The following is a 25,012-nucleotide window of genomic DNA, read 5'->3' as shown; positions in this document are numbered from 1 at the left end:
TTTCATTAGATAAGCTTTTGAGGGTCAATCGCCAGTAACCAGCAGTGCATGGCGATCGCCCCTGAAGCGAGATCGGTACTCGGCCGGCCGACCTCAACAACCTCAACCTTTCAACGAATCGAACCTATGGCAACGATCGGACTGTTCTACGGCACGCAAACGGGCAACACGGAATCCTTGGCTGAAAAAATTCAAGCGGCCCTGGGCGGCGATTCCGTGGTGGATTTGCACGATGTGGCGGATGCCAGCGTCGAAGACTTTGCGCCCTACAACTACCTGATTGTGGGCTGCCCTACCTGGAACATTGGCGAACTCCAAAGCGACTGGGACGGCCTCTACGGAGAGCTAGACGACATCAGCTTTGCGGGCAAAAAGGTGGCCTATTTTGGCCCCGGCGACCAGGTGGGCTACGCGGACAATTTCCAAGACGCGATGGGATTGCTTGAGGAAAAGATCGCCAGCCTGGGCGGCCAAACCGTGGGCATGTGGCCGATCGCGGGCTATGACTTCAGCGAATCCAAGGCCCAACGGGGCGATCAGTTCGTGGGGTTGGCGCTGGATGAAGATAACCAACCGGACTTGACCGATGAGCGAATTGCCACTTGGGTGGCCCAGATTAAGCGCGAATTTGGCCTGTAATTGGGCCAGTTGGGCCCTGAAATTCTGGGGTTCCCGTTGGGCGCTGGTGAGCTATTGACCGTCCGAGCCGATCGGGCTAGGAGCCGCCGCAGCCAGCCGATCGAACCGGGCCCGATCGGGAGCATTGGTGATCACGCCATCCACCCCCAAGCTCAGGGCCCGCTCCATTTCGATGGGATCGTCCACTGTCCAAACCCAGAGGGCCGCCTGCCGCGATCGCGCCAGAGCCACCACTTCGGGGGTGAGCTGGCCATGGTGCAACGACACCACCGCCACCGCCCCCAATTCCCGATCGAGCGCGGCCCAATCCAGCGGGTCAGCCGCAATCGGGCCCAATGGCAACTCAGGCGCGATCGCCCGCACCCGTTGCAGCATTGCCCAATTAAAAGACGTGAGCGTGACCTGTGCTTGGGAAAACGCCCTCAACAAAGCCACCACGGCTTCCGGTAGTTGGCGTTCCTGGCCATGACACTTCAGCTCCAAATTCAGGGCCACCCGATCGCCCACTTGGGCCAACACCACCGCCAGGGTCGGAATCTGGGTTCCCGCAAACCGGGGACTAAACCAGGATCCCACCTCCAATTGGGCTAAGTCCGCAGCAGTCAGTTGATGGCTGGGGCGATCGACCCCGGCTAACCGCCGCAAGTTCGTGTCATGGAGCACCGCCAACGTGCCGTCCGCCAGCTCCTGCACATCCAGCTCGATCGCATCAACCCGGTCAGCGATCGCCTGTTCGATCGCCACCAAGGTATTTTCGGGAGCGATCGCGGAACTGCCCCGATGGGCAATGAGCTGCGCCATGGTTCTGGAGCGAAAGGATTCAAGTTAAGGATTCAATTTGAGGATTCAATTTGAGGAATCCGTTAACCGTTGCCTAGCCGACGGAAAGCGCCTCAGCAGACTGCGGGCGCGATCGGGGATAACGTTCCATCAGCGATCGCACCTGTTCCGCATGGTAGGAACTGCGGGTCAGCGGCGAAGAAACCACCTGCAAAAAGCCCATGGCTTCCCCGGCCACCCGCCAAGCTTCAAACTGCTCCGGAGTCACAAAAGACTGCACCGGCAAATGCTTAGGCGAAGGCTGGAGATATTGCCCGAGGGTCAAAATATCGCAATCCACTGATCGTAGGTCGGCCATGGCTTGTTCCACTTCCGCCGCCGTTTCCCCCAGCCCAACCATGATTCCAGATTTGGTATACAGCCAAGGGGCAAGGGTTTTGGCACGTTGCAATAGTTCCAATGTGCGTTGATAGTCCCCTTGGGGGCGCACCCGGCGATAAAGACGGGCGATCGTTTCCGTGTTGTGGTTCAGCACCTCCGGCCCCGCCGACAGGATAATATCCAGCGCCGCCCAGTTACCGCAGAGATCCGGAATCAACACCTCGATCGTGGTTCCCGGCGAGGCCGATCGCACGGCCGCAATGCATTGGCGAAACTGATCCGCCCCGCCGTCGGGCAAATCATCCCGATTCACCGATGTAATCACCACATGGTTCAGCCGCATCCGGCGCACCGCTTCCGCCAGCCGCGTTGGTTCCGTGGGATCCAGGGCCTTGGGCTTCTTCTCAAAGTCAATGTCGCAATAGGGACAAGCGCGGGTGCAGGCGGGCCCCATGATTAAAAACGTGGCCGTTCCGGCATTGAAGCACTCGCCAATGTTGGGGCAGGAGGCTTCTTCGCAGACCGTGTTCAGGGCCAAGTCCCGCAAAATATCTTTGACATTGCCCACGCGCTCCCACTGAGGAGCCTTGACGCGGAGCCATTCAGGTTTTTGGGCGATCGGGTTGGAGTTTGGGTTCACGAGTAGTCGGGTTGGGTTTCACCCAGTTTTGGGGCACTGATTCATTATTGATTAATTAACACTAATCAATTAGGGCTAATCAATTAGAGCTAATCAGTTAGGGCTAATTCACAAATTCACATCGCTTCCGCGCCCAAGGGAACGGCACAACCCCGTGGGCGGGACTGCCTCAACCGGTTTCTTAGCCGATCGGCCTTGGATTCCCAATGGCTAATCCTGAGATTGGCGATTGTTGCCGGTGGGCTGGTTGGCCGTTGAGGCTTGGGCGGTGTTGGATTTGCCCTTTTGGGGTTGGCGAGCCTTAGCAAAATAGGCATCAATCACCGATCGGGCAACGGGGCCGGCCACCTTGCCGCCACCGCCACCATTTTCCAAAAACGCCACCACCACGATCTCCGGTTTTTCATAGGGCGCATAGGCCCCAAACCAAGCATGGGTTTCCCGGGGCGGATCTTCCGCCGTGCCGCTCTTGCCTGCCACCGACACCGTGCCATTCAGGGCTTTGCCCGTACCCGCCGTTACCACACTGCGCAGGGATTTCCGCAACAGTTCCAAGGTGCTGGGTTTCAAACCCAAAGACTCCCGCTGAATCGGCGTGGACTGCACCAACCGGGGCTGCACCCGATAGCCCCCATTGGCCACGGCTGAAAACATGACCGCCACTTGCAGGGGGGACGCTTGCACGTAGCCTTGCCCGATCGAGGCATTGACTGTATCTACCCGATGCCAACGTCCCAAGTCATTTTTCCGCTTCCATTCATCACTGGGAATCAGTCCCCTGGCTTCCTCAAATCGCAGTTCAATGCCCGTTGGTGAGCTAAAGCCCAACTTCCGGGCCCAAGTGACCAGGTTTTTTTCGCCCGCCCGCAGGCCCGCTTGCCCAAAGAAGGTGTTGCTGCTCATGGCCATGGCACTGATGAAGCTCATGGGGCCAAAGCCGGATTTGTTCCAATCCCAAACCCGAGTACCATCCACGGGCAAATAGGCATAGGTGGGCAGAACAGCATCCGGCGGGAGCTTGCCCGACTCCACCGCCGCCACGGTGGTCACCACCTTGAAGGTACTGGCGGGGGGATAGGCCTGCAAAGCTCGGTTCACGAAGGGATGGCGGCGCTTTTGCAGGGCTTGCCAAGTGCGTTGGTCAATCTTGCGGGTGAAGATATTGGGGTCAAATCGGGGTTCGCTGGCGAGGGCCAACACTTCACCGGTTTTGGGGTTCATGACCACCACGGCCCCGTTGCGTCCCCCCAAGGCCGATTCCGAAGCCCGCTGCAAGTCAACGTCTAAGCTGAGGTGGATATCTTCACCGGGTCGAGCGGGGCGATCGTCCAGAATGTTGATCAGGTTGCCCTTGCCGTCAATTTCTACCCGACCGCTACCGGGCTGGCCCCGCAGGGTAAATTCCAGGGATTTTTCAAGGCCCATTTTGCCCACAATGTCGCCATAGCGATAGCCTTTGGCGGATTTTTGGGCCCGAAATCGGTTGCCTTCCAGTTCTTCCTTGCTGATTTCGCCGATGTAGCCCAAGACGTGGGCGGCCGTTTCACCGTAGGGATAGGAGCGACTGGTTTCCCGTTCAATTTGCACCCCTTGCAGATCCACGCCATATTCCCGCAACCGCACGACCTCTTCGGGTTTCACGTTGTGCTGAACAGGAATCAGAAAGCGAGATTCAAAATCTAGATGATCGGCCCGGGCCTGGAGATCGTCTTCTGAAATATTGAGGGTGGTGGCCAGAACATTCCGCAGTCGGGGCCAGTTGGGCCGGTTAACCGCTGTGCGCCAAACGGAAACGGAGTGGGTGAGCTGGTTACCCGCGAGCAGGTTGCCGTTGCGATCGAGCAGGTTGCCCCGGCTAGGAATTTTGGGGATGGTTTGAATGCGGTTGCGCTCGGCCCGGGCCCGCAGGGCCTCACCTTCCATGAGCTGGAGATGCACTAGGCGCTGAGCCAGTCCCCCAAAGATCAACAGGGAAACCACACCCATCAAAATCCAACCTTGGTTTGATCGCCCGATGGTGCGGCCATCGGTGTTGAGGCGATCGTACAGCGGTTGTAGCAGCGTCATAGGATGATCGGCCGATGGAAAGAGGGAGCAAGGGGAAAAATCCCAAGCGGACAACAATCAGCAAGCGCAAGAGCAGTTAGCGATCGAACCAACAGGTGCAGGTCATGGGGCAACTGGTCTAGCTCTGAGCATCAACGCATAGGCTCGGGGTCAATGGCTCGGGGTCAATGGCTCGGGGCGATCGCACAGGGAAGAAGCAACGGGACGGGAAAAACAAAACCAGGAACAAGGCAACCCTTGAAATCCCAAAAATTAGGCTTTTGGGGATTCGATCGGGGGTTTGCTGATGGGCGGCGGGCGCTTAAGTGACCCATTGATGAGGGTTTCTGTTTGTCACCCATGCCCAATCGGCCGTCGCCCAATACTTTACCGGAAATTCTGAGGGTGACCAAACCAGTTTTGGGCATTTGGCGCGATCGGGTTCCGCAAAGACCTGATGGCACGCTGTTTTGTGGCTTGGGGCGCAGGGCTGATTAGGGATTCTGATGATTTGATGACATTAGGCTCGAAATTTTGAACCTGGGATTCTGATGATTTGATGACATCAGGCTCAAAATCTTGAGCAATTGCCTGAATTGAGCCTCATGAGCCTCATGAATGGATGCGAATCAATGAATTTAGGGGCGATCGGCTAGTGCGATCGCCCCTAAATGGTTGCTGAGCTGCTGAGACTGACCTGCCCTTAACTGTTCCGAGATCCAGGGACTACAGAAGGTTGGCCTTGAAGGATCCGCTCGCTGGAGTGGTTTTGATGGGTCTTGGGCAGGCTTTTGGCAGGAGTTTCGTGGATTTTTGCGAATCTGCTCCTTGGTGAATCTGCTACGGATTCGCGGGCGGATTAGCGGCGGGCGGTTTTGGGCCAAAGTAAGCCTTGAACACTTCCTTCGCGATCGGGGCCGCCACAGCTCCCCCATAGCCAGCATTTTCCACAGCCACCGCCAGGGCAATTTGCGGTTGATCCACCGGGGCATAGCCCACATACATTGCGTTATTGGGGCCGCTGGGCACTTCGGCGGTTCCCGTTTTGCCAGCGCTGGGGGGCAGACTGGGATCATTGAGCACTTTGGCGGTTCCCTGGCGCACCACCGCATTGAGTCCCTGGCGCACCACGTTCAGGGTTTCGGGTTTCAGGCCGATCAACTGGGGCTGAAAGTCCGATTGGCTGGTTTGGTTAGCCAACAGGTGGGGAACCACACGCTTTCCTCCATTGGCGATCGCGGAAACAACCGTGGCCAGTTCCAAAGGCGTGGTTAAGACCAATCCTTGCCCGATCGACATACTGACCGTATCGCCCAAGTACCAGGGTTGACGGTACAGAGTTTGTTTGGTGGCCGGCGTGGGCAACATGCCCCGACTGCCCAACAGCCCCAACTTCAGCGGCTGACCAATGCCCAGGGCCTGGCCCCATTGGGCGATCGCCTCGGGGCCGGTCTTCATTCCCACCTGGTAATAGAAGGTATTGCTGCTGACTTCGAGGGCCCTGGCAAAGCCGATCGTGCCGTAGCCACCGCCCCCATGTTCCCGAAACACCGTCCCCCCCAGGGACAGGGCCCCGGCAGTGCCCACCGTGGCATTCGGGCTATAGGCTCCCGACTCGATCGCCGCCACCGAAGTCACAATCTTGAACGTGCTGGCCGGGGGATAGCCCTGAAGGGCCCGATTCAACAGGGGGCGGCTGGGGTCTTGGAGTTGGGCCCACTGGTTTTTGGTAATGCGCTGGGTAAACCAATTGGAATCGAATGTGGGGCTGCTGGCCATGGCCAAAATGGCCCCCGTGCGGGGATCCATGGCCACCACTGCGCCGCGCCGTCCCTGAAGTCCCCGTTCCGCCGCCTGTTGCACGGCCAAATCCAGCGTTAACTGAAGGGGCTGGCCCGGCTTCGGGGGCCGTTGGCCCGCCGGCCGCAGGAGACGGCCCTTGGCATCGGCCTCAATCCAGTCGTAGCCCCAAGTGCCCCGCAGGGTCGATTCTGCCAACCGTTCGATACCTGCCTTGCCCACGGTGGCTCCCATGGGCAAATCGGGGTTGTTTTTAATATCTTCGGGGTTGGCTTCCCCCAAATAGCCAATCACGTGGGCGGCGGTCGAACCGTGGGGATAGTCCCGCTCAGCTTCCACGCGCACGGCGAGGATGCCTGCTCCCGGATCCAGTTCTGCCAGCCGGACAAATCCTTCAGGGGTCAGATCCCGGGCCACCCGAATGGGCATATCACCCCGGCCCTGCTGACGCTGAGTGGCAATCTGTTGGGCAATGGCCGCAACGGGGCGATCGAAAATGCTTTCCATCGGCTTCAGAATCCGCTGCCACTCGGCCGGGCTGTGGCGCTGGGGCGACAGATACACGCTGCGGATTAAGCGACTCCGAGCGAGCACCTGGCCCTTACGATCGAACAGGGCCCCCCGATCGGGAACCAAGGGCAACCCCCGCAATCGATTCCGCTCTGCGGCCTGGCGCTGCACAGCCCCCTCCACCAGTTGCAAGCGACTGAGGCGAAACGCCAAGGATCCGATCAGCGCCGTTACCAAAGTCATCAAGACCAGGGCACGGAAGGTTTGGGTGCGATCGGGCGCGACCGATGACGGAGCAAAGCCGCCCCTACGAATAGATACCAATCCCATAGCAAGTGCAAGCCAGCAGGGCTACCGACGACAAAGGGCCATTGCTTGTCTGATCCGCACCCAACCCTCCCCCCTCGGGATAGGTCTTGCTCAACAACCGGTAACGAGCATTACAAAACCCTGATGAGATCCAGTGCTAACTGTTAACCCAACGCAACCAGGGATATACAGCCCACTAGCCTGAGCGCCCCCGGCTTTTGATAGGCTAGCCTTAAAAATGCCAACCACTGTTCTCTGGCTCTTGCAGGTGGGCAGTTCCAGGCTTTAGCGTGGCCTGTACAGGCACTTGCGCCAACGTGCAACCTCGTCCGGTGGCCGAACTCAGGGGTCAAGCTCAGCACTTTCCAGCCTGCAAGGGTCAGCCTGTGGATAACGCCCCACGGCGTTGTTCATCTCTGATCTAGCTCAGCCGCCTGGCGGTTGCCCCGTTAGCCGGGTTGATAACCAGGTTGATAACCGGGTTAATAAAATGCCGATTTCGTCAGAGATATCGGTTTGTTGTGCAGGCCACGGCCAACCCTTCTATGCTTGGGTGTTGGTTGACCCCAACTTGGTTGCCAAACTGGGTTGCCAAGCTTGGTTACCAAACTGGGTTGCCAACTCCCAAGGAGCCAGATCCCTGGGGTGGTGATGGGGCTGCAACACCCAGGCTAGAACCGGGCGATCGCTGAGATTTTGTGTGCAACAACTCCGATGCAAACCCGATCCCAACCTGAGGATTTTGAGGTGTGCCAAGGGGAAAGCCACAATGGCCCAGTGATCACCAAGACCTATAACGAATGCTCAAAGGGAGAGACTAGCCTTGAAAAAGATTGAAGCGATCGTGCGTCCTTTTAAATTGGACGATGTAAAAATTGCCCTCGTCAACGCCGGCATTGTCGGGATGACCGTTTCCGAAGTGCGCGGTTTTGGCCGCCAAAAGGGACAAACGGAGCGCTACCGGGGATCGGAGTACACCGTTGAGTTCCTGCAAAAACTGAAGATCGAAGTGGTGGTGGACGACAAGGATGTGGATATGGTCGTTGAGTGCATCATCACCGCGGCCCGCACCGGCGAAATTGGCGACGGTAAGATCTTCATCTCGCCCGTGGAACAAATCATCCGGATTCGGACCGGTGAGAAGAACCTAGAGGCGGTCTAGGGCAACGTCACCGCACCAGAGAGGGGCACTCTAGCTCCTCCCTGGTGATCAATTACAGGTGATGAATTTTGGATGATCAATTGCGGGTAATGATCAGATTTTGCGTCTGAATTGCCAACAGCGGACTGTAGTGCCGCTTTGAGTTGACCGATGGGGGGCTGCTGGGCCCCGCGTCGGTTTTTGATTGATGGGTTTTGGGGTGGAACGTGCTCGCGGCAATCTAGCGGAACGTGAAGCCCAAACGCTCCCAGGTGTCTGCCCCAACGATGCCATCGGGCGTGAGACCATAGGCGGATTGGGCCTGTTTGACGGCGATTTCGGTTTGGGGGCCAAACATACCGTCCGGTTGTCCCGCATCAAAACCACGCATGTTTAGTTCATGCTGGACGACCTGCACGAGGTTACCCCGATCGCCCAGTCGCAAAATATCACTGACCACTTGGTCGCTGGCCGGCACGCCGGAGCGTTCGGATTTAGCCGGTGGGTTATTGCTAGACAAGATATTCACCACTCCGAATCAACTGAAAGCCACTCCCACAATGGTCTTGAAGACGATCGTAGGGGCTGCGATCGCTATGGTAGCGCTCGCTTTGGCGATTGCGGCGTTGGGTTGTTAGGTTGTTGGGGAACGGCTAGGGTTGGCGCTGGCGGAGGATGAACTCGGCGATCGCCAAGTCTTGGGGCGTGGTGACTTTCAGGTTGGTTTCTTCGCCCATCACGATTTTCACGGGCAAGCCGCACCGCTCAAACAGGGCGGCATCGTCGGTGACTTCCCAGTTTTCAGCCAAGCCCCGATCGTGGCAGGCCTTGAGGGTGGCCACTTCAAAGCCTTGGGGCGTTTGGGCGGCCCAGAGGGTGGCGCGATCGGGCGTGTTGCTAACAATTTGATTCGCATCCACTTGCTTAATCGTGTCCTTGACGGGAATCGCAGCGATCAATCCCGGACAGGTGGCCAGCTCGGCGGTGCAGCGATCGAACAGGTCTGGGGTGGCCAAGCAGCGGGCCCCGTCGTGGATCAAGACGCGATCGGCTTCGGGGGGCAGGGCTTGCAGGCCATTGTAGACCGAGGCTTGGCGGGTGTCGCCGCCCTGGATAAACACAACGGGCTTGGTCAGGTGCAGGTTCTGGGCGATCGCCTCGAAATCCGGCCGGTCGATCGGCTGACACATGATCCCAATCCAGGCGATCGACGGGCTGGCCTGGGCGGCCTTCAGCGTCCAAGCGAAGATTGTTTCGCCCGCTAGGTCGATCAGGAGTTTGTTGCGATCCGCGCCCATGCGCTTGCCGGAGCCGGCCGCCGGAATTAGGAGATACAAAATCGGTTTCCTAAATAATGTTGTGGATGTTGTGACTGAACCCAATGGGATTGGGCAGATCGCCCGATCAAGATTCAATCGACTTTCTCGGGAATTCGCAAGGCTGTGGACGGGCTGCCCTAAACCCTGGAGTTGATTTGGGCGATCGAGTTGACCCTAGGGCAGATCCTTCTAAAATTGAGAGCGATTCCTGACCGTAGCGATTTGGATTCGCCTGCGAAGTCCTCGCGGGTCGAAACACCATTGCTGGCTATCGGTTTTTCAGGCTTCATTTCACGGATTTCGATATTGTTTTACCGCCGCTACTTGGCAACCCCGCGAGTTTTATGATGCAGATCCTCGCCCTCGTACCTGGTGGCATTGGCGACCAGATCTTATTTTTCCCCGCCCTGACCCAACTGAAGCAGACCTACCCGAAGGCGCAGATTGACGTGGTGGTGGAGCCGCGATCGGTTGCGGCCTACCAGGTCTGTGCTTCGGTGCGCGACACGATCGCCTTTGACTTCAAGGATCGCAACAGTCCCGCCGACTGGGGCAACCTGCTGGGCACCATCCGCGATCGGGAATATGACGCGGTGCTGTCGCTGGGGCGGCGGTGGGCCGTGGGGCTGCTGCTGTGGCTGACGGGGATTCCCAAGCGCGTGGGCTACGCGGCCGGCGGCAAGATGTTTTTGACCGATCCCGTGCCCCTGAATTTGGAGCAATACGCGGGCGATCTGTACCACGACTTGGTGCGCGGCTTTGGAATCACGGCTCCCCGGCCGGCCCTGTCGCTGCAAGTGCCCCAAAAGGAACTGGCCTGGGCTGAAGCAGAGCAGGCCCGCTTGGGGATCAAGGGCCAGGGTTATTTGCTGGTGCATGGTGGCTCCAGTGCCATGGCCAAGCTGAAGGGCTTTGATAAGGTCTATCCGGTGGACTCCTGGAAGGCGGTGTTGACCAAGGTGCAACAGGCCAAGCCGGAACTGCCGATCGTGCTAGTGAAGGGGCCTGACGATACGGATTTTGTGGCTACGTTGCAGGCCGCTTGTCCGAGCCTGAAACTGGTGACTCCCAACAACATTGGTCAACTCGCGGCGATGACGGCGGGGGCGAATGTGATGCTCTGTGGCGACAGCGGCCCGATGCATATTTCTGTGGCCCTGGGCACTTACACGATCGCCCTGTTTGGCCCCACCGATCCCGCCAAGCTGCTGCCGCCCGGTGACGATCGCTTCGTGGCCATCAAGTCCCCGACCGATCGGATGAGTGACATTCCCCCCAGCGCCATTCTGGAGAAGTTGGGTGTCTAGACCGGCGGTATTTCTCGATCGCGACGGCGTATTGAACCAAGAGGCGGGCTACATTCACCGCCTCGAAGACCTGCACCTAATCCCCGGCACAGCCCAAGCGGTGCGGCAACTGAACGAGGCGGGCTGGTTTTGCTGTTTGGCTTCCAACCAAGCCGGCCCAGCCCGGGGCTACTATCCCCAATCCCACGTAGACGCGCTGCACGATCGGCTCTGTCGCCTGCTTGACCAAGAAGCAGGGGCCAAGCTGGATGCGCTCTATTACTGCCCGTACCTGAGCGGCCCCGAAGGCGGCAAAGATCCAGAGTTCACCCGCTATAGCACTTGGCGCAAACCCAACACCGGAATGCTGGTGGCGGCCGCCTGGGATTGGGATCTCGATTTGTCGCGCAGTGTGATGGTGGGTGACAAGGCGACGGATATTGACCTAGCCAAGAATGCCGGTTGTACGGGCATTTTGGTGACGACGGGGTTTGGGGAGCAGGTGTTGGCGGGCAACTATCAACACGCGACGCAGCCGGACTTTGTGGCGGCTAATTTGCTAGAAGCGGTGCGGTGGATTTTGCGATCGCCCCGATAGTCTCAATTGCTCAACGGCTTTGAACGGCTTTGCTAATTCAATCTCAGGCGGGCGATCGGCTCCCCGATCGCCCGCCTGAACCCTAAGTTTTGGAGCGATCGCGCCGATCGGGCTGCGGAGACATCTCCGGCATAAAGGTTGGCACTAGGTTTGGCTCCCGATGTTTCACGGCTGTCACCTCCGGCGGCAACTCCGATAGCTGGGCATCGCCATCGGTTGCATCATCCTGTGGCAACCAGCCCACCAACGGCAGCGGCAACAGGGTTGACAAGTTGGCGATCGTCACCAACAACCACAGGCGATCGAAGTGGGTTTCATCCACCCCCAACCAATGGGTCAGCAGGGCCCCAAACTCACTGGACACCGCCCCCGCCAGGTTATAAACCGACATCAACAGCGCAAACAGCGTTGCCTCCACCCCCGGCGGACAAAGCCGCGCCGACAGCACCAACACCGGCATGAAGGTAATTTGTCCCGCCACGGTCAAAATCAGGCTATCGCCCAAGCTAAACCAGCGGTCATCAATGCCCAAAGCCCGGTTGGCATGGGTCACCAACAGCAGCGTTGTCATCCCCAGCGCCGTGGAAACCAGCGTGCTCCAAAGGAAAATTTTGCGGAAAGGCACGGTTTTGAAGAACCGCTGAAATGCCCAAACCCCAATCAAGGCCGCCACACTGGTCACCAGCCGCACCCGCCCCAAAAACTCCGGCGGAAACTGCAACTCATTGGTGGTGAAGTAGAAAAACGCCGTATCCGATGAGGGCGTGGCCTGCCAAAGGAACAGAAACAGCGTGGGCAGCCAAATCGCCTTCTGGGAAACCGCCTGCCATAGATCTCGCGCCTGCTGTTGAACCACGCTCAGGTCTGGACGGGCGGTTAAGGGGGTTTCGTGGATCGCAAAGGCCCCAAAACAAACCAACAGCGGAAACATGGAGGTCATCCAAAACACCGTTTGGGCGCTGAACTGCTCCAACAACACGCCGCTGAGATAGGCCGTCAACAGGCCCCCCAGCGCCGAAACCCCCCAACAAAGGGATTGCAGGGATCCGGCCGTGCCCGTGGACTCGTTGCGGGCCCGTTCCACCACCAAGGAATCGGCAATCACGTCACTGACGGCCACGGCCAGGGAAGAAAGGGCGATCGCCAGCATGGCCGCCCAGCCCGTATGCACCACCGTGGCCATCGCCACCCAAGCCAAGGCCCCACCAATGCCCGACAGAATGAGGTAGGGTCGCCGCCGGTAGCCCAAAATAGGCAACCCGTCAGACATAAACCCAAACAGCGGTTTCACCATCCAGGGAATGGCCACAACCCCCATCAGGGCCGCCACTTCCGCCGGACTCAGGTGCAACTCATCCTTCAGGAAAAAACTGACGGCCAAACGAGCCAGCCCCAAAATGCCCTGCACCAGATACACCAGCAAAATGGCAATCAGTTCCGGGGTTGGCTCGTTGCCAAAGAAAAGCTTTTCTACGATCACCGAGCGCAGACCAGACGATCGCCCCGTTGGCGGATCCTGGGGTGCGATCGCGTCGGAGCCGGAACTGATGTTTTGGTTCGGTGCAATGGCCATTGATAAGTTTCTAGCAAAAAAACTTCATAATTCTAAGCCTCTCCATCATAGCGGGCTTCCCCGACCCGATCGGCAACCCAGCGGGCGATCGGTCTCGTCCGTCGCGCCAAGAGACCCAAGCTCAGATCCATGAAATTAAATTCATATTGGGTCTGTATCTGGGGAATCTGTGCCGGTTGAGTCTATATCTGTAGATCAATAAGATTTTTCCTCAAGCAATGGGCAAAATGACAGTTTCGAAAAAGGGGGTTCATCCCCAAGGACTCAAAATTGTTTGCTTTATTGGGCTAATTATTTTGGGCTTACTCGGTAACTACTACCGAGCAAAGTTATTTTTAGGCGTTGATTTTATCTTTGGGAGTGTGGCCGCTCTACTGGCGGCACGATTCTATGGGCCCCTTTGGGGTGGCATTGCCGGGGCAGCGATCGGGAGCTATACCTGGGTGCTTTGGAGCCACCCCTACGCCATGATTATTTTCACGGTGGAAGCGGCCCTGGTGGGGTGGGTTCGCCAGCGCCATCGCCAAAGTTTGCTGTTGCTGGATGGTCTGTATTGGCTGGTGGTGGGATCGTTGTTGGTGGCTCTGTTTTATGGGGCCCTGTTGCAGGTGGGCGTTTTACAGGTGCAGCTCATTTTGCTGAAACAAGCCCTGAATGGGGTCTGTAATGCTCTAATTGCCAGCGGCATCCTTGGAATTTTTTCTTTTTTAGGACAGCGATTTCCACAAAGGTTTCAATCAGTTCGCTGGCCGTTACGGGATGTTTTAAACGATATTTTGGTGGCTTTTGTGTTGCTGCCGATTATGTTGCTCTTCACCCTGGATGCCAACCGAATGTTGGTGGATTTGGAGCGATCAGTCAGGACAGATTTACAACTGGCAAGTGCGCCAATCATTGAGCAAATTCGCAATTGGCAGCGACAAATTTGGGAAACAGCCACGGATTTTTCCCAACTCAAAGCGGAGTCCTTGACCGAAGCTCAATTAATCACGGCCCTGGAACAGAATGTGCTGATTGATGGTCTTTGGGTGCTGGATTCCAAACTACGTTTTCTGACCCAGGCAACCAATAATCCTGATGTGTCTCTCAGCCTTCAGTCCCTATCGCAGTTGGAGCTACGTGAAAGTCAACTCAATCAGCTTCAAGCCTGGCGAATTGTGGCAATTCCGAAGGACAAAACTGGCGATGAGCATCAGCTTTGGTTGGTGCGGCCCTTAACCCAGGGGTTGGAGTCCACGGGATTTTTAATTGCCCATCTGCGGTTCGATCGATTCATTGATGCGCTCACGAGTCCGGTGAAAATTTACGATCAGGCGGTGGGCGCGGTGTTGGTGAATGAAAACCAGCAAGTGATGGGCAGTGTGAATCCGGCCTATGAACCGCAGGATAGTTTTAATCTGAGTCAGCCGAAAACTTGGGTTAGGCAACTGGGAACCAGCAGCGCCGAGTTTTATCAGGTTTTGACCAACGATCCCGCTCGGCCGCCCATGGTTCGTGCTCGCCAGTCCACCTATTGGCTTGATAGTATCCTGCCGGGCAATTTAGGTTGGCATTTGTGGATTTCATTCCCCGCGCAACCCCACCTGGATGATTTGCAGGTGGACTATAACCAGCGATTTGGGATTGTGATGCTGGTGGTCTATGGCAGTATGCTGGCGGCCTACTGGGTGAGCAAGGCCTTGGTTAAACCCTTACAAATTTTGGCAAAAATCACCACAGACCTGCCCGATCGCGTGAATAATCAACAAGATGTGGATTGGCCACAAAGCCCAGTTCAGGAGTTTGATCAACTGTCAACCAATGGGCAGTTAATGGCCGAAAGTTTGCGGGAAAGATTTCTGGAAATTCACCAGGCAAATGAGCAATTGGAGCAGCGGGTGGCAGAGCGCACGGAGGACTTGGAAGCAACCCTCAGTCAACTAAAACAGACCCAAACCCAGCTCGTTCAAACGGAAAAAATGTCAAGCCTGGGAGGATTAGTGGCAGGGGTAGCCCACGAAATCAACAATCCTATTAACTTCATTGCGGGCAACTTAACCCACGCGGAAGAATATGTTCAAAGCCTGCTGAAGGCGATGAGTTTGTTTGACACATTCTATCCAGACCCAGAGCCAACCTTGCGCGAAGCTTTAGAGGAGTTGGAGCTGGATTTCTTGGTTGAGGATTTGCCAAAAACTTTTCAATCGATGCAGTTGGGTGCGCGGCGCGTGCAGGACATTGTGCAATCGTTGCGGACTTTCTCTCGAATCGATCGAGCAGAGTTGCAAACGTTTGACTTACATGAGGGCATTGATAGCACATTAATTATTTTGCAAAACCGGCTGAAGGGCCGCTCCGATCGCTTGGCCATTGAGGTAATTAAGCAATATGGCCCATTGCCGTTGGTGGAATGCTACGGGGGACATCTAAATCAGGTGTTTATGAATTTGTTGGTGAATGCGATCGATGCGATCGACCTGCGGGATGCGGGCCGAACCCTTGCGGACATGCGCCAAAATCCCAGCCGCATTGAAATCACCACGGCCACGTTGAATCAGCAATTGGTGATTGTTCGGTTTCGAGACAATGGCCCAGGAATGCCACCGGAGGTACGCGATCAAATTTTTGAGCCGTTTTTCACCACCAAACCCACGGGCAAAGGCACGGGCTTGGGCCTGTCCATTAGCTATCAAGTGATTGTGGAACAGCACGGCGGGGCGCTGACTTGCCAGTCCAGTCCCGATTGGGGCACGGAGTTTTACATTGAGCTGCCGATTTGCGGATCCAGCAAGCCCCAAAACACAATTCACCCGGGGCCCCGATCCACGGCGACGGTGTAGCCCGGTTCGATCGCCCTCCCCGATCGGCCATTTCTCCACAGCAGGCTGAAAAACCCTGGAAATCTTGCGATGATGGGGCTGATTTTTAGGCCTCGCTTCAGGAGTCGATCGTGCCCTCGCGTCGTACCGTCACCCGCTGGATTGCCCAAGGGGGATTGTTGGGATCCATGGGAGCTGCCATGGGCCAGCGGGCCAGCGAGCTGCGGCAACAGGCCGAGGCCGCGCCGTTAATTCCTGGACAACCCGCCGCCTGGGCCGATCGACTGCGGATGGCCGATCGCTTGGCCCAAGAACAGTTGGCCGCCGCCCAAGATCCCCGCGCCGAAGTGGAACTGCTGATTCCCAGCTTTTTGGGTAACCAAGCCCGCCGGTTCTATGGCCGAGGCATTCCCCAGGGATTGGGGGTACGGCGCAAGTTTTTTTTGGGATCCGGCCCAACAAGGATTGGGCGGCGATTGGAGGTTTGGAGCGGTGCGGGCTGGACGGGGCAATGCACCCTCGTGCGCGATCGGGGACGAGACTATCTGCTGATTGGCGCGTTTGACCACCACCTGCGCAAAATTGACCTGCAAACTTGGCAAGAGGTTTGGCGCTATCGATTTGACGACGTGCTGAAGGGAACAGCCACGATCTACATCGATCGCACCGCACCACCACTCGATCAAGTGATTGTGCTTCAGGGCAGTCGCCAGGGGGTGAATGTGCCCTTTACGGCGCGGGTGGTTCCCAGTTTGCGGGCCATTTCCTTTCGCACGGGCCAAGAGTTGTGGCGGTGGAACGTGCGCCAAACCGCCAGCTACAGCCGCGACAACGACAGCAGCCCCCTCGATTTGCGTAATGGGCTGCTGTTTAATGTGGGCGAAAACGGGATTGGTTCCTTTTTGGGGGCCGCGCTGAACACGGTCACCCAACGGGACGGCATCACCCAACCGGCGATCGCGGGGGAATTGCTGTTCTATGCCCCGGGCGATGGGGCCCGCCATGGCGGCAACCTGGTGGCGGAATCTTCCCCGTCACGACTGGGCGATCGGCTGTTTGTGGCGGCTGGCTCCGGTCACATTTATGGCGTTGACCTGAACAGTCGGCAAATTGACTGGGATTTCTTCACCGGTACGGATATTGACGGAACGGCGGTGGTTTCGCGCGATGGCAAGCTCTTTTGCGCGATCGAGCGGCAATATACATCCGGGCCCGGCGGTCTTTTTAAACTGAATCCGGCCAGGCCGCCCGCCGAGGCCGTGGAATGGTTTTTGCCCACCGGCTCCTTGCGCTACCAAGATTGGCAGGGTGGAATTATCGGCTCAGCGGCCCTGAATGATGACTATCGCGATCGGGGACAGCCGCCCCTGTTTGCCACGGGGGCGATCGATGGAATCCTCTACATTGGCTCCCAGTTACGCACCACCGGCCTGGCCCATTGGGGGCCGCAGCGGGATGGGCCACACAACTCGCCCTACGTGGCCTTTCAAACCCGGATTGGCCCCACCATTTCCACCCCGATTTTCACCGAGGGCGATCGCCTCGTGGCCGCCAGCTACGACGGGGTGCGGCTGTTTCAGTTGCGCTTTTTGCCCACCCAGTCCCAAGACCCGGCCGCTTTGCCCAATGGTCGGGGCCAGTGGTTTCGCTTGGAGGTCACTCTGTTGGCGCACTTTGCCCCGGGATCTTCCTTTGAGGCCACCCCGATCGTCTGGGATGGAACGGTCTATCTGAGTGGGCGCGATGGCTGGCTCTATGCCCTCGGCTAGTTGATCTTGGCGAGGCCCAAAACCTAACGGATGATCCTGATCGGGTCAGGTTTGCATAATTTTTTGAAGCTTTCTCGATAGATGACTAGTACAAATTTTTGAATGCAAAACAAGACGTAAAACGAGACGGATGGTTATGCGCCGTCTTCGTCATTTCTCGTCCTCTATTTTGCACTGAATTGACTTGACCTTGAGGGTCAACCAAAAGCAGCTTTCTTCACCAAAAGCTGTGCGGATTTGTGCTGTCTGAAATTTCCATCCTTTCAGGATCATCGATCAGGGAATTGAGCATGTGTTACGTTGTCGAATTGCCCGATGGCTCCTATTATGTCCCCAACGGTTCAGTGCCCGACGCTTGCAAAGCAGTCCACTTTACCGACAAAGACGAGGCCGCCGCGATCGCCAAGGCCAAAAAAGGGAAGGTCAAAGTCTGCACCTTAAAGGATGCCGCGCCACCACCAAAGGACAACAGCCAGCTTTGGGTGATGGGGCTAATTTTTATTGGAATTGCAACTTTTCGAGATCCCACCAACTTAGAAATTTTGCAGCGCATTACGCGCTTGGATCAGCCCAGCAATGGAGTCACGACCGGAACAGTGCAGTTCACCCCTTCCTGGTCAGATTGTCTGTGGTTTTGAGGTCAATTCAAGACTGGTTTTTAGACTGGTTTTGAGGCTGGTTCTGAAAGCCTCTTGATTCAGTTTTCCAATCCCGACTCAGTACCATTGATGATGGGGGCAAGGGGCTGAAGCCCCTTGTCTTTTTAGGGTGTCCTCTGTCTTTTGGTTGGTCTTTTGGTTAATCCTTTGCTATGTCGCCTCTTGTCCTGGCTTGCCTACTAATCCCCGAGGCAAATTCCCAGGCCCCGTGCGGTTTTCAGCAGCGTATCATTGGGGTCAACGATGCGGCAGTGGGAAATGGCCTCCAGTACGGGCACACTCACCACCTGGCGCTGTTGCCAAGTCACCACCCGATCGAACTCGCCCCGAGCAATCAGATCCACTGCCTCCACGCCAAAGGCCGAGGCAATCAGGCGATCGAGCGGCGAGGGCACGCCACCGCGCTGCACATGGCCCAGCACGGTGACGCGGGTTTCAGCGCCAGTGCTTTGGGCCAGCTCCTGGGCCAAATATTGCCCAATGCCCCCCAGGCGACATTCCCCAAAGGCCTGGGTTTGCGTCACCACGTCACCGCCGCTGGTGCAGACCGCTTCGGACACGATCACCACGGAAAAGGCCTTGCCAGCGGCCTGGCGATTGCGAATGGCCTGGGACACCACTTCCAGCTTGTAAGGAATTTCGGGAATCAAAATCACCTGGGCCCCGCCCGCAATGCCGGCGTGGAGGGCGATGTGGCCCGCGTCGCGCCCCATCACTTCCAGGATCATGACTCGATCGTGGCTGGCGGCGGTGAAGTGGAGCCGATCGAGAGCTTCCGTGGCAATGTTCACGGCTGTGTCAAACCCGATCGATTGTTCTGTGGCGGCCACATCGTTATCGATCGTTTTGGGAATCCCCACAAAGGGCACACCCACTTTCGTCATCAGATCATGAAGAATTTTCAGGCTCCCATCGCCGCCAATGCCAACAATGGCCGATAGCTCCAACTCCCGACAGCCCTTGGCAAAGTCCAAGGTGCGATCGTGCATCGTGCCATCGGGCAAGGTCACCTGAAAGGGTTGGCCCCGGTTAATGGTTCCGAGCAGGGTTCCCCCCAAGGTTAACCACCGCTCAACCTTGTCCGGTGTCAGCAGCAGGGCTTCGGTGGGCTGCCGAGTTAGCCCTTCCGTACCGTGGCGAATGCCCATCACTTCCCAGCCGTAGCTGGCAGCCCGCATCACCACACCCCGAATGGCAGCATTTAGCCCTGCGCAATCTCCGCCGCTGGTCAGCACTCCGATTCGTTTTATCTCACCCATAGGATTGCATCTCTTATGCAAACGCTGCTCATGGGCGATCGTACGCGATCCCAACGGTGGGGCAAGCCTGTGTTAATAACTGCAATGGGATTGGGCGATCGAGATGGGGCGATCGCGATGGGATGATCACCCTATTTCGATCGCCCTGCGACTCCTGGCCTAGACCGTGCCGCTGGAAACCGCTTCCGTGGGCGATCGGGGAACCGTGCGAGCCACGCGGGCCCGTTGCCCCCAAGTGAGGTCGATCGCATAGCACCGGGCCAGCACCCGCAACCACAGACCCGGCGCGCGCTGCTCCAACCAGGGCTGAATTCGGCGGGCGATCGCCGGTAGCCACCCCAGCAGCCAAGCCACCAAGCTCGACAGGGTAAAGGTGAGATAGCTGCCCATCCAGCGCCACAGATCCCAAGGGCCCGCCGAATCCCAAATCCACCACAGCAGCATTGGATTTTGCACCGCCGCCTTCAGGGCCAGGCGATTGAACAACCACCAATCAAACCGATCCTTAATGAAGCGATCGGCCACATCCTCCTCGGCATCGGCCAGCAGGCCAAAGAAGGTGTTCAGCATGGAATTCACCCGCTGGGGTGGCAGCGTGCGACCCGTGGGAACCATCATCCCCTTCGAGAACATCCAGGTGACCGCCACGTTGCTTTGGTAGGCCCGGATTGAACCCAAGTCCTGTTCCGTCAGCAAGTCATGTTTCAAGGCCGTATCCAGCAAGTCTGTGAGCCGGCCCAAGTTGCGAATCATGGAACCAAAACCGGTGAACACCAGGGGAGATTGCAATGAAGCGGCATCCCCCAGAGCCAAGAGGCGATCGAACGAGACGCGCCGCTCGCCCTCGCTTTGGCTGAAGTGACCGGGAATATAGCCAAAGGTGGCCTTGCCCCAGGTCAGCTTGTCCAAATCGCAGCGGCGATATTCCGGCAGGATGCTGAAAAAGTCCTCATACATTTCCAGCAGGGAACCAGGATTTTCGGGGTGAACTTGGTGGTAGTGGAACAGATAAACGGTCACGGCCTTGCCGCCAATGGGGAACAGCTCCCAAATCAGTTGCCGGCCACGGGAAATGTCCCCATGGCTGAACAGCACGTCGCCATAGTCCAAATCCCAGACCGGCCAATCAATTCCATTGGCAATCACGGCCCCCACCGTGGGACAAACGCTATCGAAAGCGCGGGTTCCGTTCAGTTGCCAGGCGATCGGGGAAGCCGTGCCCATGGCATCAATCAGCAACCGACCGGCCACTTGGCGAGTTTCCCCCGTGGGCAAGTGTTTGGCGGTCATGGTGATTCGATCGCCCATCACGTCCGCCCGTTCAAATTCCGTTTCGTCCCAAATGTCGCCGCCCGCTTCCCGCAGCTTTTGGCCACAGAGCTGAATGATGCGATCAGCCGCGATCGCCACATTCAGCACCGTCGGCGTGTGCAGCACATTGGCCCGCGCTTGCGGTGGATTGTTGGCATCAAAAAACTTGTGAAACCCATCGCGATATTCCGTGGCGATCAATCCTTCCACCTCAGCGGGCGTGAAGAGGCCCAGGTCGATCGGCACTTGCAACTCTTCCCGGGAAATATTCCACTCCCGATTCATGCGGCCAAAGGGCAACCGCTCCAGCAACAACACCCGATAGCCCAACCGCGCCATCATCGCCGCATGAATTACCCCCAAGGCCCCGCCCACATAGATCAAGTCATAGGTAATGGCCGGCAATGGGTCGGGGTTTTGCCCCTGAGAAGTTTGGCCCTGAGAAGTCGCGCCCTGAGAAGTCTGGCCCTGAAAAATAACCTGCTTATGTTGCTGAGGATTCCGCACCGCTTCCCGCCAGCGCTTTTCCCACCAATAGGCCCGCAGCAAATCCCGTTCACCATTGGGCATCCGTTGAAAATACTTAGCGGTTTGTGGATATTTGGGCGCAAGGGCCTCGAAAATATTGCTCTTTGTTAAGTCAATCTCAGGAAGCTCCGGGTAGGTGGTGGGGAATTTTTCGGCCACCTGTTGCCGCAGGGCCCGCACCAAGGCCCCTTCCCCCGCGATCGGGCGATCGCTCCACCGAAACAGCTTCAGATAGGTGGTGCGCTGCAAAGACCAAACGCAACCCGCCACAGTTTCCCCATCCCGATCGCCCGCCGGTTGCCAGCGAAACCCCGTGGGAGCCGCTACCTTCACCCCGCTGGGAACCATAAACTCTTGCTGCAACCAGTTCAGCACCGTTGCGGCTTCCGGAGTCGGCACTTCCAGATAAAGCAGTTCTTTCATGGATTGGGTTCTGATTACTCAAATCGTAAACGGGCGTAAAAAGAAGCGTTTTGCAACAAACTTGCAACCAAAGCGGGAGTGTTTCCTTTTTTAGGGTGAAGTTTTTCAGCCCTTGGGGTGCTGTGGACGCTGCAAAGCTCGCCTGAAAAGCATCTCAGGCTTTGGCGATCGTTTCCATCATCGCGTGTTTCCGAGGCCCTAGCCAAGCGACGGATCCCTGCTTAGCGGCCACGAACCCCGGAGGCGAGATGGTTTCACCTGTGATCTTAAGCAATCCTGGAAATATCCTTGACAGATGAAAGAAATGCGCTATCCTTCCGTTTACTCAAAATAATTAATAAACTTTACAGAAGTTTACAAATATCGAGAGTAATTGCCTAAGCTGACTTAACAGGGCTGACTTGGCAGGGCCGATCGCATCGGGATCGCTCCCTGAAGATTCGGAATTGCCCCGCCCGTATTGACCTGTTCTGTATTGACCTGTCTGTGAACACCTTGCGGGTTCCCTGGATCTGCAAGCGGTCTGGGGACAGGCGAGCTTGATCAAGCCGGATGGTTGATGGGTTGCCCCACCGCGCCACCGAATGGCCGACCTCGCCTGTCCCCAGGATGCCCAATTGAATTGGGTTTTGACTGGGGTTGGATGGGGGTTTCAGCGAGATTGCTACATGAGATGGCTACCCGAAATTGGGTTATCTCTTCCCGATCGCGCCTGCCCCTGCCAACCCAAAACCGGACAAATCTGTGGGCCCCAGTGCTCGTTGCCCGTTGCAGTTTCGCTTGCTGTCCTTGGGAAATAAACTTCCCGATCGCTCCCCGCTCAACACACCTTTTCGATTCGGAGTTTCGGTTGTGAATGCGTTTAATCCAACTTATGGCCAGCCGCGCCCCCGACGGGCGGAGTTAATCCCCTCAGGTGAAGGGTTGATCGATTCGATCGCGGATGCCATCACTGTGGCGATCGCGGCGGCCCGGGCCAAGGGCCAATCCTTGGAAGATCTGACGGCGGAAGTGCTGGCGGATGATAACTTGCTGGATGGCGAGTCCCGGCGCTGGCTGAGTGATGTGGTGGCTCGCACCTGGGAACAACTGCACTAGGCGATCGTAACTAGGCGATCAAACGATCAAACTAGGCGATCAAGCGATCAAACTGCGCAATCGCGGCTAGAGAGTCGCCCCTAGGCAACCCAGCGCCCGATCGCCACGCCCAAGGTGGCCACTCCCGCCATCACCAACAGGCGTTGGGTTTGGGACAAATTTTGCTCAACCATGATTGTCCAAAGGGGCATGGCGGAAAAGGTGAAGGCCAAGGCTCCCACCATGCCCAGCCAGACAACCCCCAATGCCAAATTAATGACCGTGACAGCGGAAGCCAAGGCCAACAGCGCGTTGCGCAGGGCCCCGCTCCAGGAAACATGCATCAGAAATTTGGTGAGCAGGCCAACGGTTAACCCGGTGGCCCCACCCAGCAGAATGCTCAATACCTGCTGAGGCAGCGGAACCGCCAGAACGATCGCCATGGCCCCGCCGGTTAGGGCCAAAAAACCCCATTGCAACCCCGCCATCCCCGCCAAGGAACTACAGGCCAGCAGCAACCAACTGTGGGGCGGTGGATCCAAAACGGCAAGGCTGCTGCCCCAGAGCGCATAACCCAAAAGCCAGAGGGTTAACAATGGCAACGGTAGGCGCTGGCCGGCTTCCCAAAGGTTCGCGGGTTTGGGCGGCGGCGGCGGCGGTCCGGCGTTGGGAACGGCAAAGTTGGGATTACTCAACAAATAGCGATGGGGCCGATCGGGTGGGGGTGCGTTTGTTGTTGCATCGGTGGGTTCGATCGCCTCGGTCACGGCGCGATCAACAGGATTCGATCGCCCTACATCGATCGCCCGATCGGTGGTTGGTGGCGCTGGGGGCAAGGGATCGACGGGGCCCGGTTGCCAATCGGCGCTGAAGGGTTGTCCATCGGGCATGGTGGCGGCGGTGAAATCCCCTTGGGCGATCGGTTCCGAGTCCCAGTCGAAGATCGCGTCGGTCAAGTCCGCGGCCGCAAAACAAGCCCCGGTCAAAGTTGCGCCGGTTAGGTTTGCCCCCCGCAAATTCGCCTGCCGAAAGTCAGCCGCCGACAAATCCGCCCCTTGCAGTTGGGCTGCCGATAGTTGGGCATTGACAAAGCTGGCTCCGCTAAAATTCGCCTTCTGGGCATTGACGCGATCGAGCCGGGCCGCACGCCATTGGCTTTCCGTGGCCGACACCTTCAGCAACGTGGCCCCGCTGCAATCCGTTTCGCTCAAATCAGCCCGATCGAGCTTGGCTTGGCGCAGGGACAGCCCCACCAACGACAGCTTTCGCAAACATTGCCCTTCCAGACTCACCCAAGGAAAGTCGCGCCGTCCCCGATCGAGCGCCAATTGAAACTCCGACAACTCCATGGCAACGAATCATCCCCCTACCGCGCAATGCGGCAACCCATGGCGTTAAGCTATGGAGCAGACTCCATCAGCAATCGTTCCCTATTTTGGCTTCAAAAGCAGCTTGACCCATGCCTCGAACTCAAAAAAACGACAATTTTATTGACAAAACCTTTACGGTGATGGCGGACTTGATTCTGAAAGTGCTGCCCACCAACAAAAAAGCGAAAGAAGCTTTTGTTTATTACCGAGATGGCATGTCTGCCCAAGGCGAAGGTGAATATGCAGAAGCCTTGCAAAACTACGAAGAAGCCCTGAACCTAGAAGAAGATCCCTACGATCGCAGCTTCATCCTGTATAACATGGCCTTGATTTTTGCCAGCAATGGCGAACGGGACAAAGCCGTTGATTACTATCACCAAGCCCTTGATCAGAATCCGCGAATGCCCCAGGCCTTGAATAACATCGCCGTGATTTATCACTACAACGGCGAGCAAGCCCAAGCCAGCGGCGAAGATGAAGCAGCCGAGCGTTGGTTCGACAAGGCGGCGGAATATTGGAAGCGGGCCATTCGCTTAGCACCCAACAACTACATCGAGGCCCAAAACTGGTTAAAAACCACCGGTCGATCGAACATGGATGTCTTCTTCTAGGTTGATTTTCCCATCGTTTTTCAATCGATTGGATGCTCATTTTTGAGTTGAGATCTAGATTGATTCCTGAGTCAATAGACCTCTTGCATCAATCAGAATCCTAATCCTAAATTCCTCTCCCAGATTACTGATTGACTGACAAAACGCTCAAACGCTTGGTTCTCCGGTAGGTTGGATTGAGCTTT

Annotated in this window: 20 protein-coding genes; 10 read left to right on the top strand and 10 right to left on the bottom strand. The window is 57.2% G+C overall.

The genetic code is table 11. The features are described 5' to 3' along the window. Positions 1 to 126 precede the first annotated feature (126 nt). A complete protein-coding gene (gene fldA / locus H6G53_RS06005) occupies positions 127 to 639 on the top strand; it encodes a flavodoxin FldA (protein WP_190353919.1) in 513 nt (170 codons plus the stop codon). 51 nt (positions 640 to 690) lie between these two features. Here fldA and H6G53_RS06000 read toward each other — a convergent pair whose 3' ends face one another. The 3 genes from H6G53_RS06000 to mrdA (H6G53_RS05990) form a co-directional block, all read right to left on the bottom strand. Continuing rightward, on the bottom strand, positions 691 to 1,440 hold the full coding sequence (locus tag H6G53_RS06000) for a glycerophosphodiester phosphodiesterase family protein (protein WP_190531469.1): 750 nt from the start codon (positions 1,438 to 1,440) through the stop codon (positions 691 to 693). Between the two features lie 73 nt (positions 1,441 to 1,513). Further along, a complete protein-coding gene (gene lipA / locus H6G53_RS05995; protein ID WP_190353921.1) occupies positions 1,514 to 2,440 on the bottom strand; it encodes a lipoyl synthase in 927 nt (308 codons plus the stop codon). Positions 2,441 to 2,650: 210 nt separating this feature from the next. Then, positions 2,651 to 4,507 (bottom strand): penicillin-binding protein 2, encoded by a 1,857-nt coding sequence (gene mrdA / locus H6G53_RS05990; RefSeq protein WP_190531467.1) that lies wholly within the window; start codon positions 4,505 to 4,507, stop codon positions 2,651 to 2,653. A 339-nt stretch (positions 4,508 to 4,846) separates the two neighbouring features. On the opposite strand from mrdA (H6G53_RS05990), the gene H6G53_RS05985 reads away from it, so the two are divergent. Then, positions 4,847 to 4,984: a hypothetical protein gene (locus H6G53_RS05985; protein ID WP_158234438.1), complete on the top strand. Its 138-nt coding sequence runs from the start codon at positions 4,847 to 4,849 to the stop codon at positions 4,982 to 4,984. A gap of 342 nt (positions 4,985 to 5,326) precedes the next feature. Here the strand turns inward: H6G53_RS05985 and mrdA (H6G53_RS05980) are convergent, their stop codons facing one another. Next, positions 5,327 to 7,126 (bottom strand): penicillin-binding protein 2, encoded by a 1,800-nt coding sequence (gene mrdA / locus H6G53_RS05980; RefSeq protein ID WP_190531465.1) that lies wholly within the window; start codon positions 7,124 to 7,126, stop codon positions 5,327 to 5,329. Positions 7,127 to 7,928: 802 nt separating this feature from the next. Here mrdA (H6G53_RS05980) and H6G53_RS05975 point away from each other — a divergent pair. Next, positions 7,929 to 8,267 carry a P-II family nitrogen regulator gene (locus H6G53_RS05975; RefSeq protein WP_099533361.1) on the top strand — a complete coding sequence of 113 codons (339 nt, stop codon included), beginning with the start codon at positions 7,929 to 7,931 and terminating at the stop codon, positions 8,265 to 8,267. Positions 8,268 to 8,487: 220 nt separating this feature from the next. On the opposite strand, the gene H6G53_RS18530 is transcribed toward H6G53_RS05975, so the two are convergent. Both H6G53_RS18530 and ispD read right to left on the bottom strand, forming a co-directional pair. Then, complete coding sequence (locus H6G53_RS18530; RefSeq protein ID WP_199291406.1) at positions 8,488 to 8,775, bottom strand: peptidoglycan-binding protein; 288 nt, start codon at positions 8,773 to 8,775, stop codon at positions 8,488 to 8,490. A gap of 124 nt (positions 8,776 to 8,899) precedes the next feature. Then, positions 8,900 to 9,583: a 2-C-methyl-D-erythritol 4-phosphate cytidylyltransferase gene (gene ispD, locus H6G53_RS05965; RefSeq protein WP_099533362.1), complete on the bottom strand. Its 684-nt coding sequence runs from the start codon at positions 9,581 to 9,583 to the stop codon at positions 8,900 to 8,902. Positions 9,584 to 9,912: 329 nt separating this feature from the next. On the opposite strand from ispD, the gene H6G53_RS05960 reads away from it, so the two are divergent. Both H6G53_RS05960 and H6G53_RS05955 read left to right on the top strand, forming a co-directional pair. Next, positions 9,913 to 10,872 (top strand): glycosyltransferase family 9 protein, encoded by a 960-nt coding sequence (locus tag H6G53_RS05960; RefSeq protein WP_190353980.1) that lies wholly within the window; start codon positions 9,913 to 9,915, stop codon positions 10,870 to 10,872. Beyond that, positions 10,865 to 11,449 (top strand): HAD-IIIA family hydrolase, encoded by a 585-nt coding sequence (locus tag H6G53_RS05955; protein WP_190531463.1) that lies wholly within the window; start codon positions 10,865 to 10,867, stop codon positions 11,447 to 11,449. Before H6G53_RS05960 ends, H6G53_RS05955 begins: the two co-directional genes overlap by 8 nt. 82 nt (positions 11,450 to 11,531) lie before the next feature. On the opposite strand, the gene H6G53_RS05950 is transcribed toward H6G53_RS05955, so the two are convergent. Further along, complete coding sequence (locus H6G53_RS05950; protein WP_190531461.1) at positions 11,532 to 13,022, bottom strand: folate/biopterin family MFS transporter; 1,491 nt, start codon at positions 13,020 to 13,022, stop codon at positions 11,532 to 11,534. A 227-nt stretch (positions 13,023 to 13,249) separates the two neighbouring features. Between H6G53_RS05950 and H6G53_RS05945 the strand changes: the two genes are divergently transcribed. From H6G53_RS05945 to H6G53_RS05935, 3 genes are all read left to right on the top strand, one after another. Next, the gene (locus H6G53_RS05945) at positions 13,250 to 15,841 is read left to right on the top strand and encodes an ATP-binding protein (protein WP_190531459.1); all 2,592 of its coding nucleotides are present in this window, start codon (positions 13,250 to 13,252) and stop codon (positions 15,839 to 15,841) included. Positions 15,842 to 15,951: 110 nt separating this feature from the next. Further along, the gene (locus H6G53_RS05940) at positions 15,952 to 17,589 is read left to right on the top strand and encodes a PQQ-binding-like beta-propeller repeat protein (RefSeq protein WP_190531458.1); all 1,638 of its coding nucleotides are present in this window, start codon (positions 15,952 to 15,954) and stop codon (positions 17,587 to 17,589) included. Positions 17,590 to 17,879: 290 nt separating this feature from the next. Next, entirely contained in the window at positions 17,880 to 18,227 is a 348-nt protein-coding gene (locus H6G53_RS05935) for a hypothetical protein (protein WP_099533368.1), read from the top strand. 200 nt (positions 18,228 to 18,427) lie between these two features. On the opposite strand, the gene H6G53_RS05930 is transcribed toward H6G53_RS05935, so the two are convergent. Beyond that, on the bottom strand, positions 18,428 to 19,507 hold the full coding sequence (locus tag H6G53_RS05930) for an ATP-dependent 6-phosphofructokinase (RefSeq protein WP_190531456.1): 1,080 nt from the start codon (positions 19,505 to 19,507) through the stop codon (positions 18,428 to 18,430). A 159-nt stretch (positions 19,508 to 19,666) separates the two neighbouring features. Then, positions 19,667 to 21,769 (bottom strand): flavin-dependent dehydrogenase, encoded by a 2,103-nt coding sequence (locus H6G53_RS05925; protein ID WP_190531454.1) that lies wholly within the window; start codon positions 21,767 to 21,769, stop codon positions 19,667 to 19,669. Positions 21,770 to 22,513: 744 nt separating this feature from the next. On the opposite strand from H6G53_RS05925, the gene H6G53_RS05920 reads away from it, so the two are divergent. Continuing rightward, positions 22,514 to 22,867, top strand: coding sequence for a hypothetical protein (locus tag H6G53_RS05920; RefSeq protein WP_143473019.1), 354 nt, complete (start codon positions 22,514 to 22,516; stop codon positions 22,865 to 22,867). 80 nt (positions 22,868 to 22,947) lie between these two features. On the opposite strand, the gene H6G53_RS05915 is transcribed toward H6G53_RS05920, so the two are convergent. Next, the gene (locus H6G53_RS05915) at positions 22,948 to 24,195 is read right to left on the bottom strand and encodes a pentapeptide repeat-containing protein (protein WP_099533371.1); all 1,248 of its coding nucleotides are present in this window, start codon (positions 24,193 to 24,195) and stop codon (positions 22,948 to 22,950) included. A 110-nt stretch (positions 24,196 to 24,305) separates the two neighbouring features. On the opposite strand from H6G53_RS05915, the gene H6G53_RS05910 reads away from it, so the two are divergent. After that, positions 24,306 to 24,827 carry a photosystem I assembly protein Ycf3 gene (locus H6G53_RS05910; RefSeq protein ID WP_099533372.1) on the top strand — a complete coding sequence of 174 codons (522 nt, stop codon included), beginning with the start codon at positions 24,306 to 24,308 and terminating at the stop codon, positions 24,825 to 24,827. Positions 24,828 to 25,012: the final 185 nt, after the last annotated feature.

It is taken from the genome of Limnothrix sp. FACHB-406, from assembly GCF_014698235.1.
Taxonomy (GTDB): Bacteria; Cyanobacteriota; Cyanobacteriia; order CACIAM-69d; family CACIAM-69d; genus CACIAM-69d.
Note: the sequence above shows the minus strand (reverse complement) of the source record. Positions and strands in the feature narration are given on the sequence as shown.

Excerpts from the sequence above, each read along its gene's own strand:
- fldA (WP_190353919.1), top strand. The coding sequence starts at position 127 with ATGGCAACGATCGGACTGTTCTACGGCACGCAAACGGGCAACACGGAA.
- H6G53_RS06000 (WP_190531469.1), bottom strand. The coding sequence starts at position 1,440 with ATGGCGCAGCTCATTGCCCATCGGGGCAGTTCCGCGATCGCTCCCGAA.
- mrdA (WP_190531467.1), bottom strand. The coding sequence starts at position 4,507 with ATGACGCTGCTACAACCGCTGTACGATCGCCTCAACACCGATGGCCGC.
- H6G53_RS05985 (WP_158234438.1), top strand. The coding sequence starts at position 4,847 with ATGCCCAATCGGCCGTCGCCCAATACTTTACCGGAAATTCTGAGGGTG.
- mrdA (WP_190531465.1), bottom strand. The coding sequence starts at position 7,126 with ATGGGATTGGTATCTATTCGTAGGGGCGGCTTTGCTCCGTCATCGGTC.
- H6G53_RS05960 (WP_190353980.1), top strand. The coding sequence starts at position 9,913 with ATGCAGATCCTCGCCCTCGTACCTGGTGGCATTGGCGACCAGATCTTA.
- H6G53_RS05950 (WP_190531461.1), bottom strand. The coding sequence starts at position 13,022 with ATGGCCATTGCACCGAACCAAAACATCAGTTCCGGCTCCGACGCGATC.
- H6G53_RS05945 (WP_190531459.1), top strand. The coding sequence starts at position 13,250 with ATGACAGTTTCGAAAAAGGGGGTTCATCCCCAAGGACTCAAAATTGTT.
- H6G53_RS05935 (WP_099533368.1), top strand. The coding sequence starts at position 17,880 with ATGTGTTACGTTGTCGAATTGCCCGATGGCTCCTATTATGTCCCCAAC.
- H6G53_RS05930 (WP_190531456.1), bottom strand. The coding sequence starts at position 19,507 with ATGGGTGAGATAAAACGAATCGGAGTGCTGACCAGCGGCGGAGATTGC.
- H6G53_RS05925 (WP_190531454.1), bottom strand. The coding sequence starts at position 21,769 with ATGAAAGAACTGCTTTATCTGGAAGTGCCGACTCCGGAAGCCGCAACG.
- H6G53_RS05915 (WP_099533371.1), bottom strand. The coding sequence starts at position 24,195 with ATGGAGTTGTCGGAGTTTCAATTGGCGCTCGATCGGGGACGGCGCGAC.
- H6G53_RS05910 (WP_099533372.1), top strand. The coding sequence starts at position 24,306 with ATGCCTCGAACTCAAAAAAACGACAATTTTATTGACAAAACCTTTACG.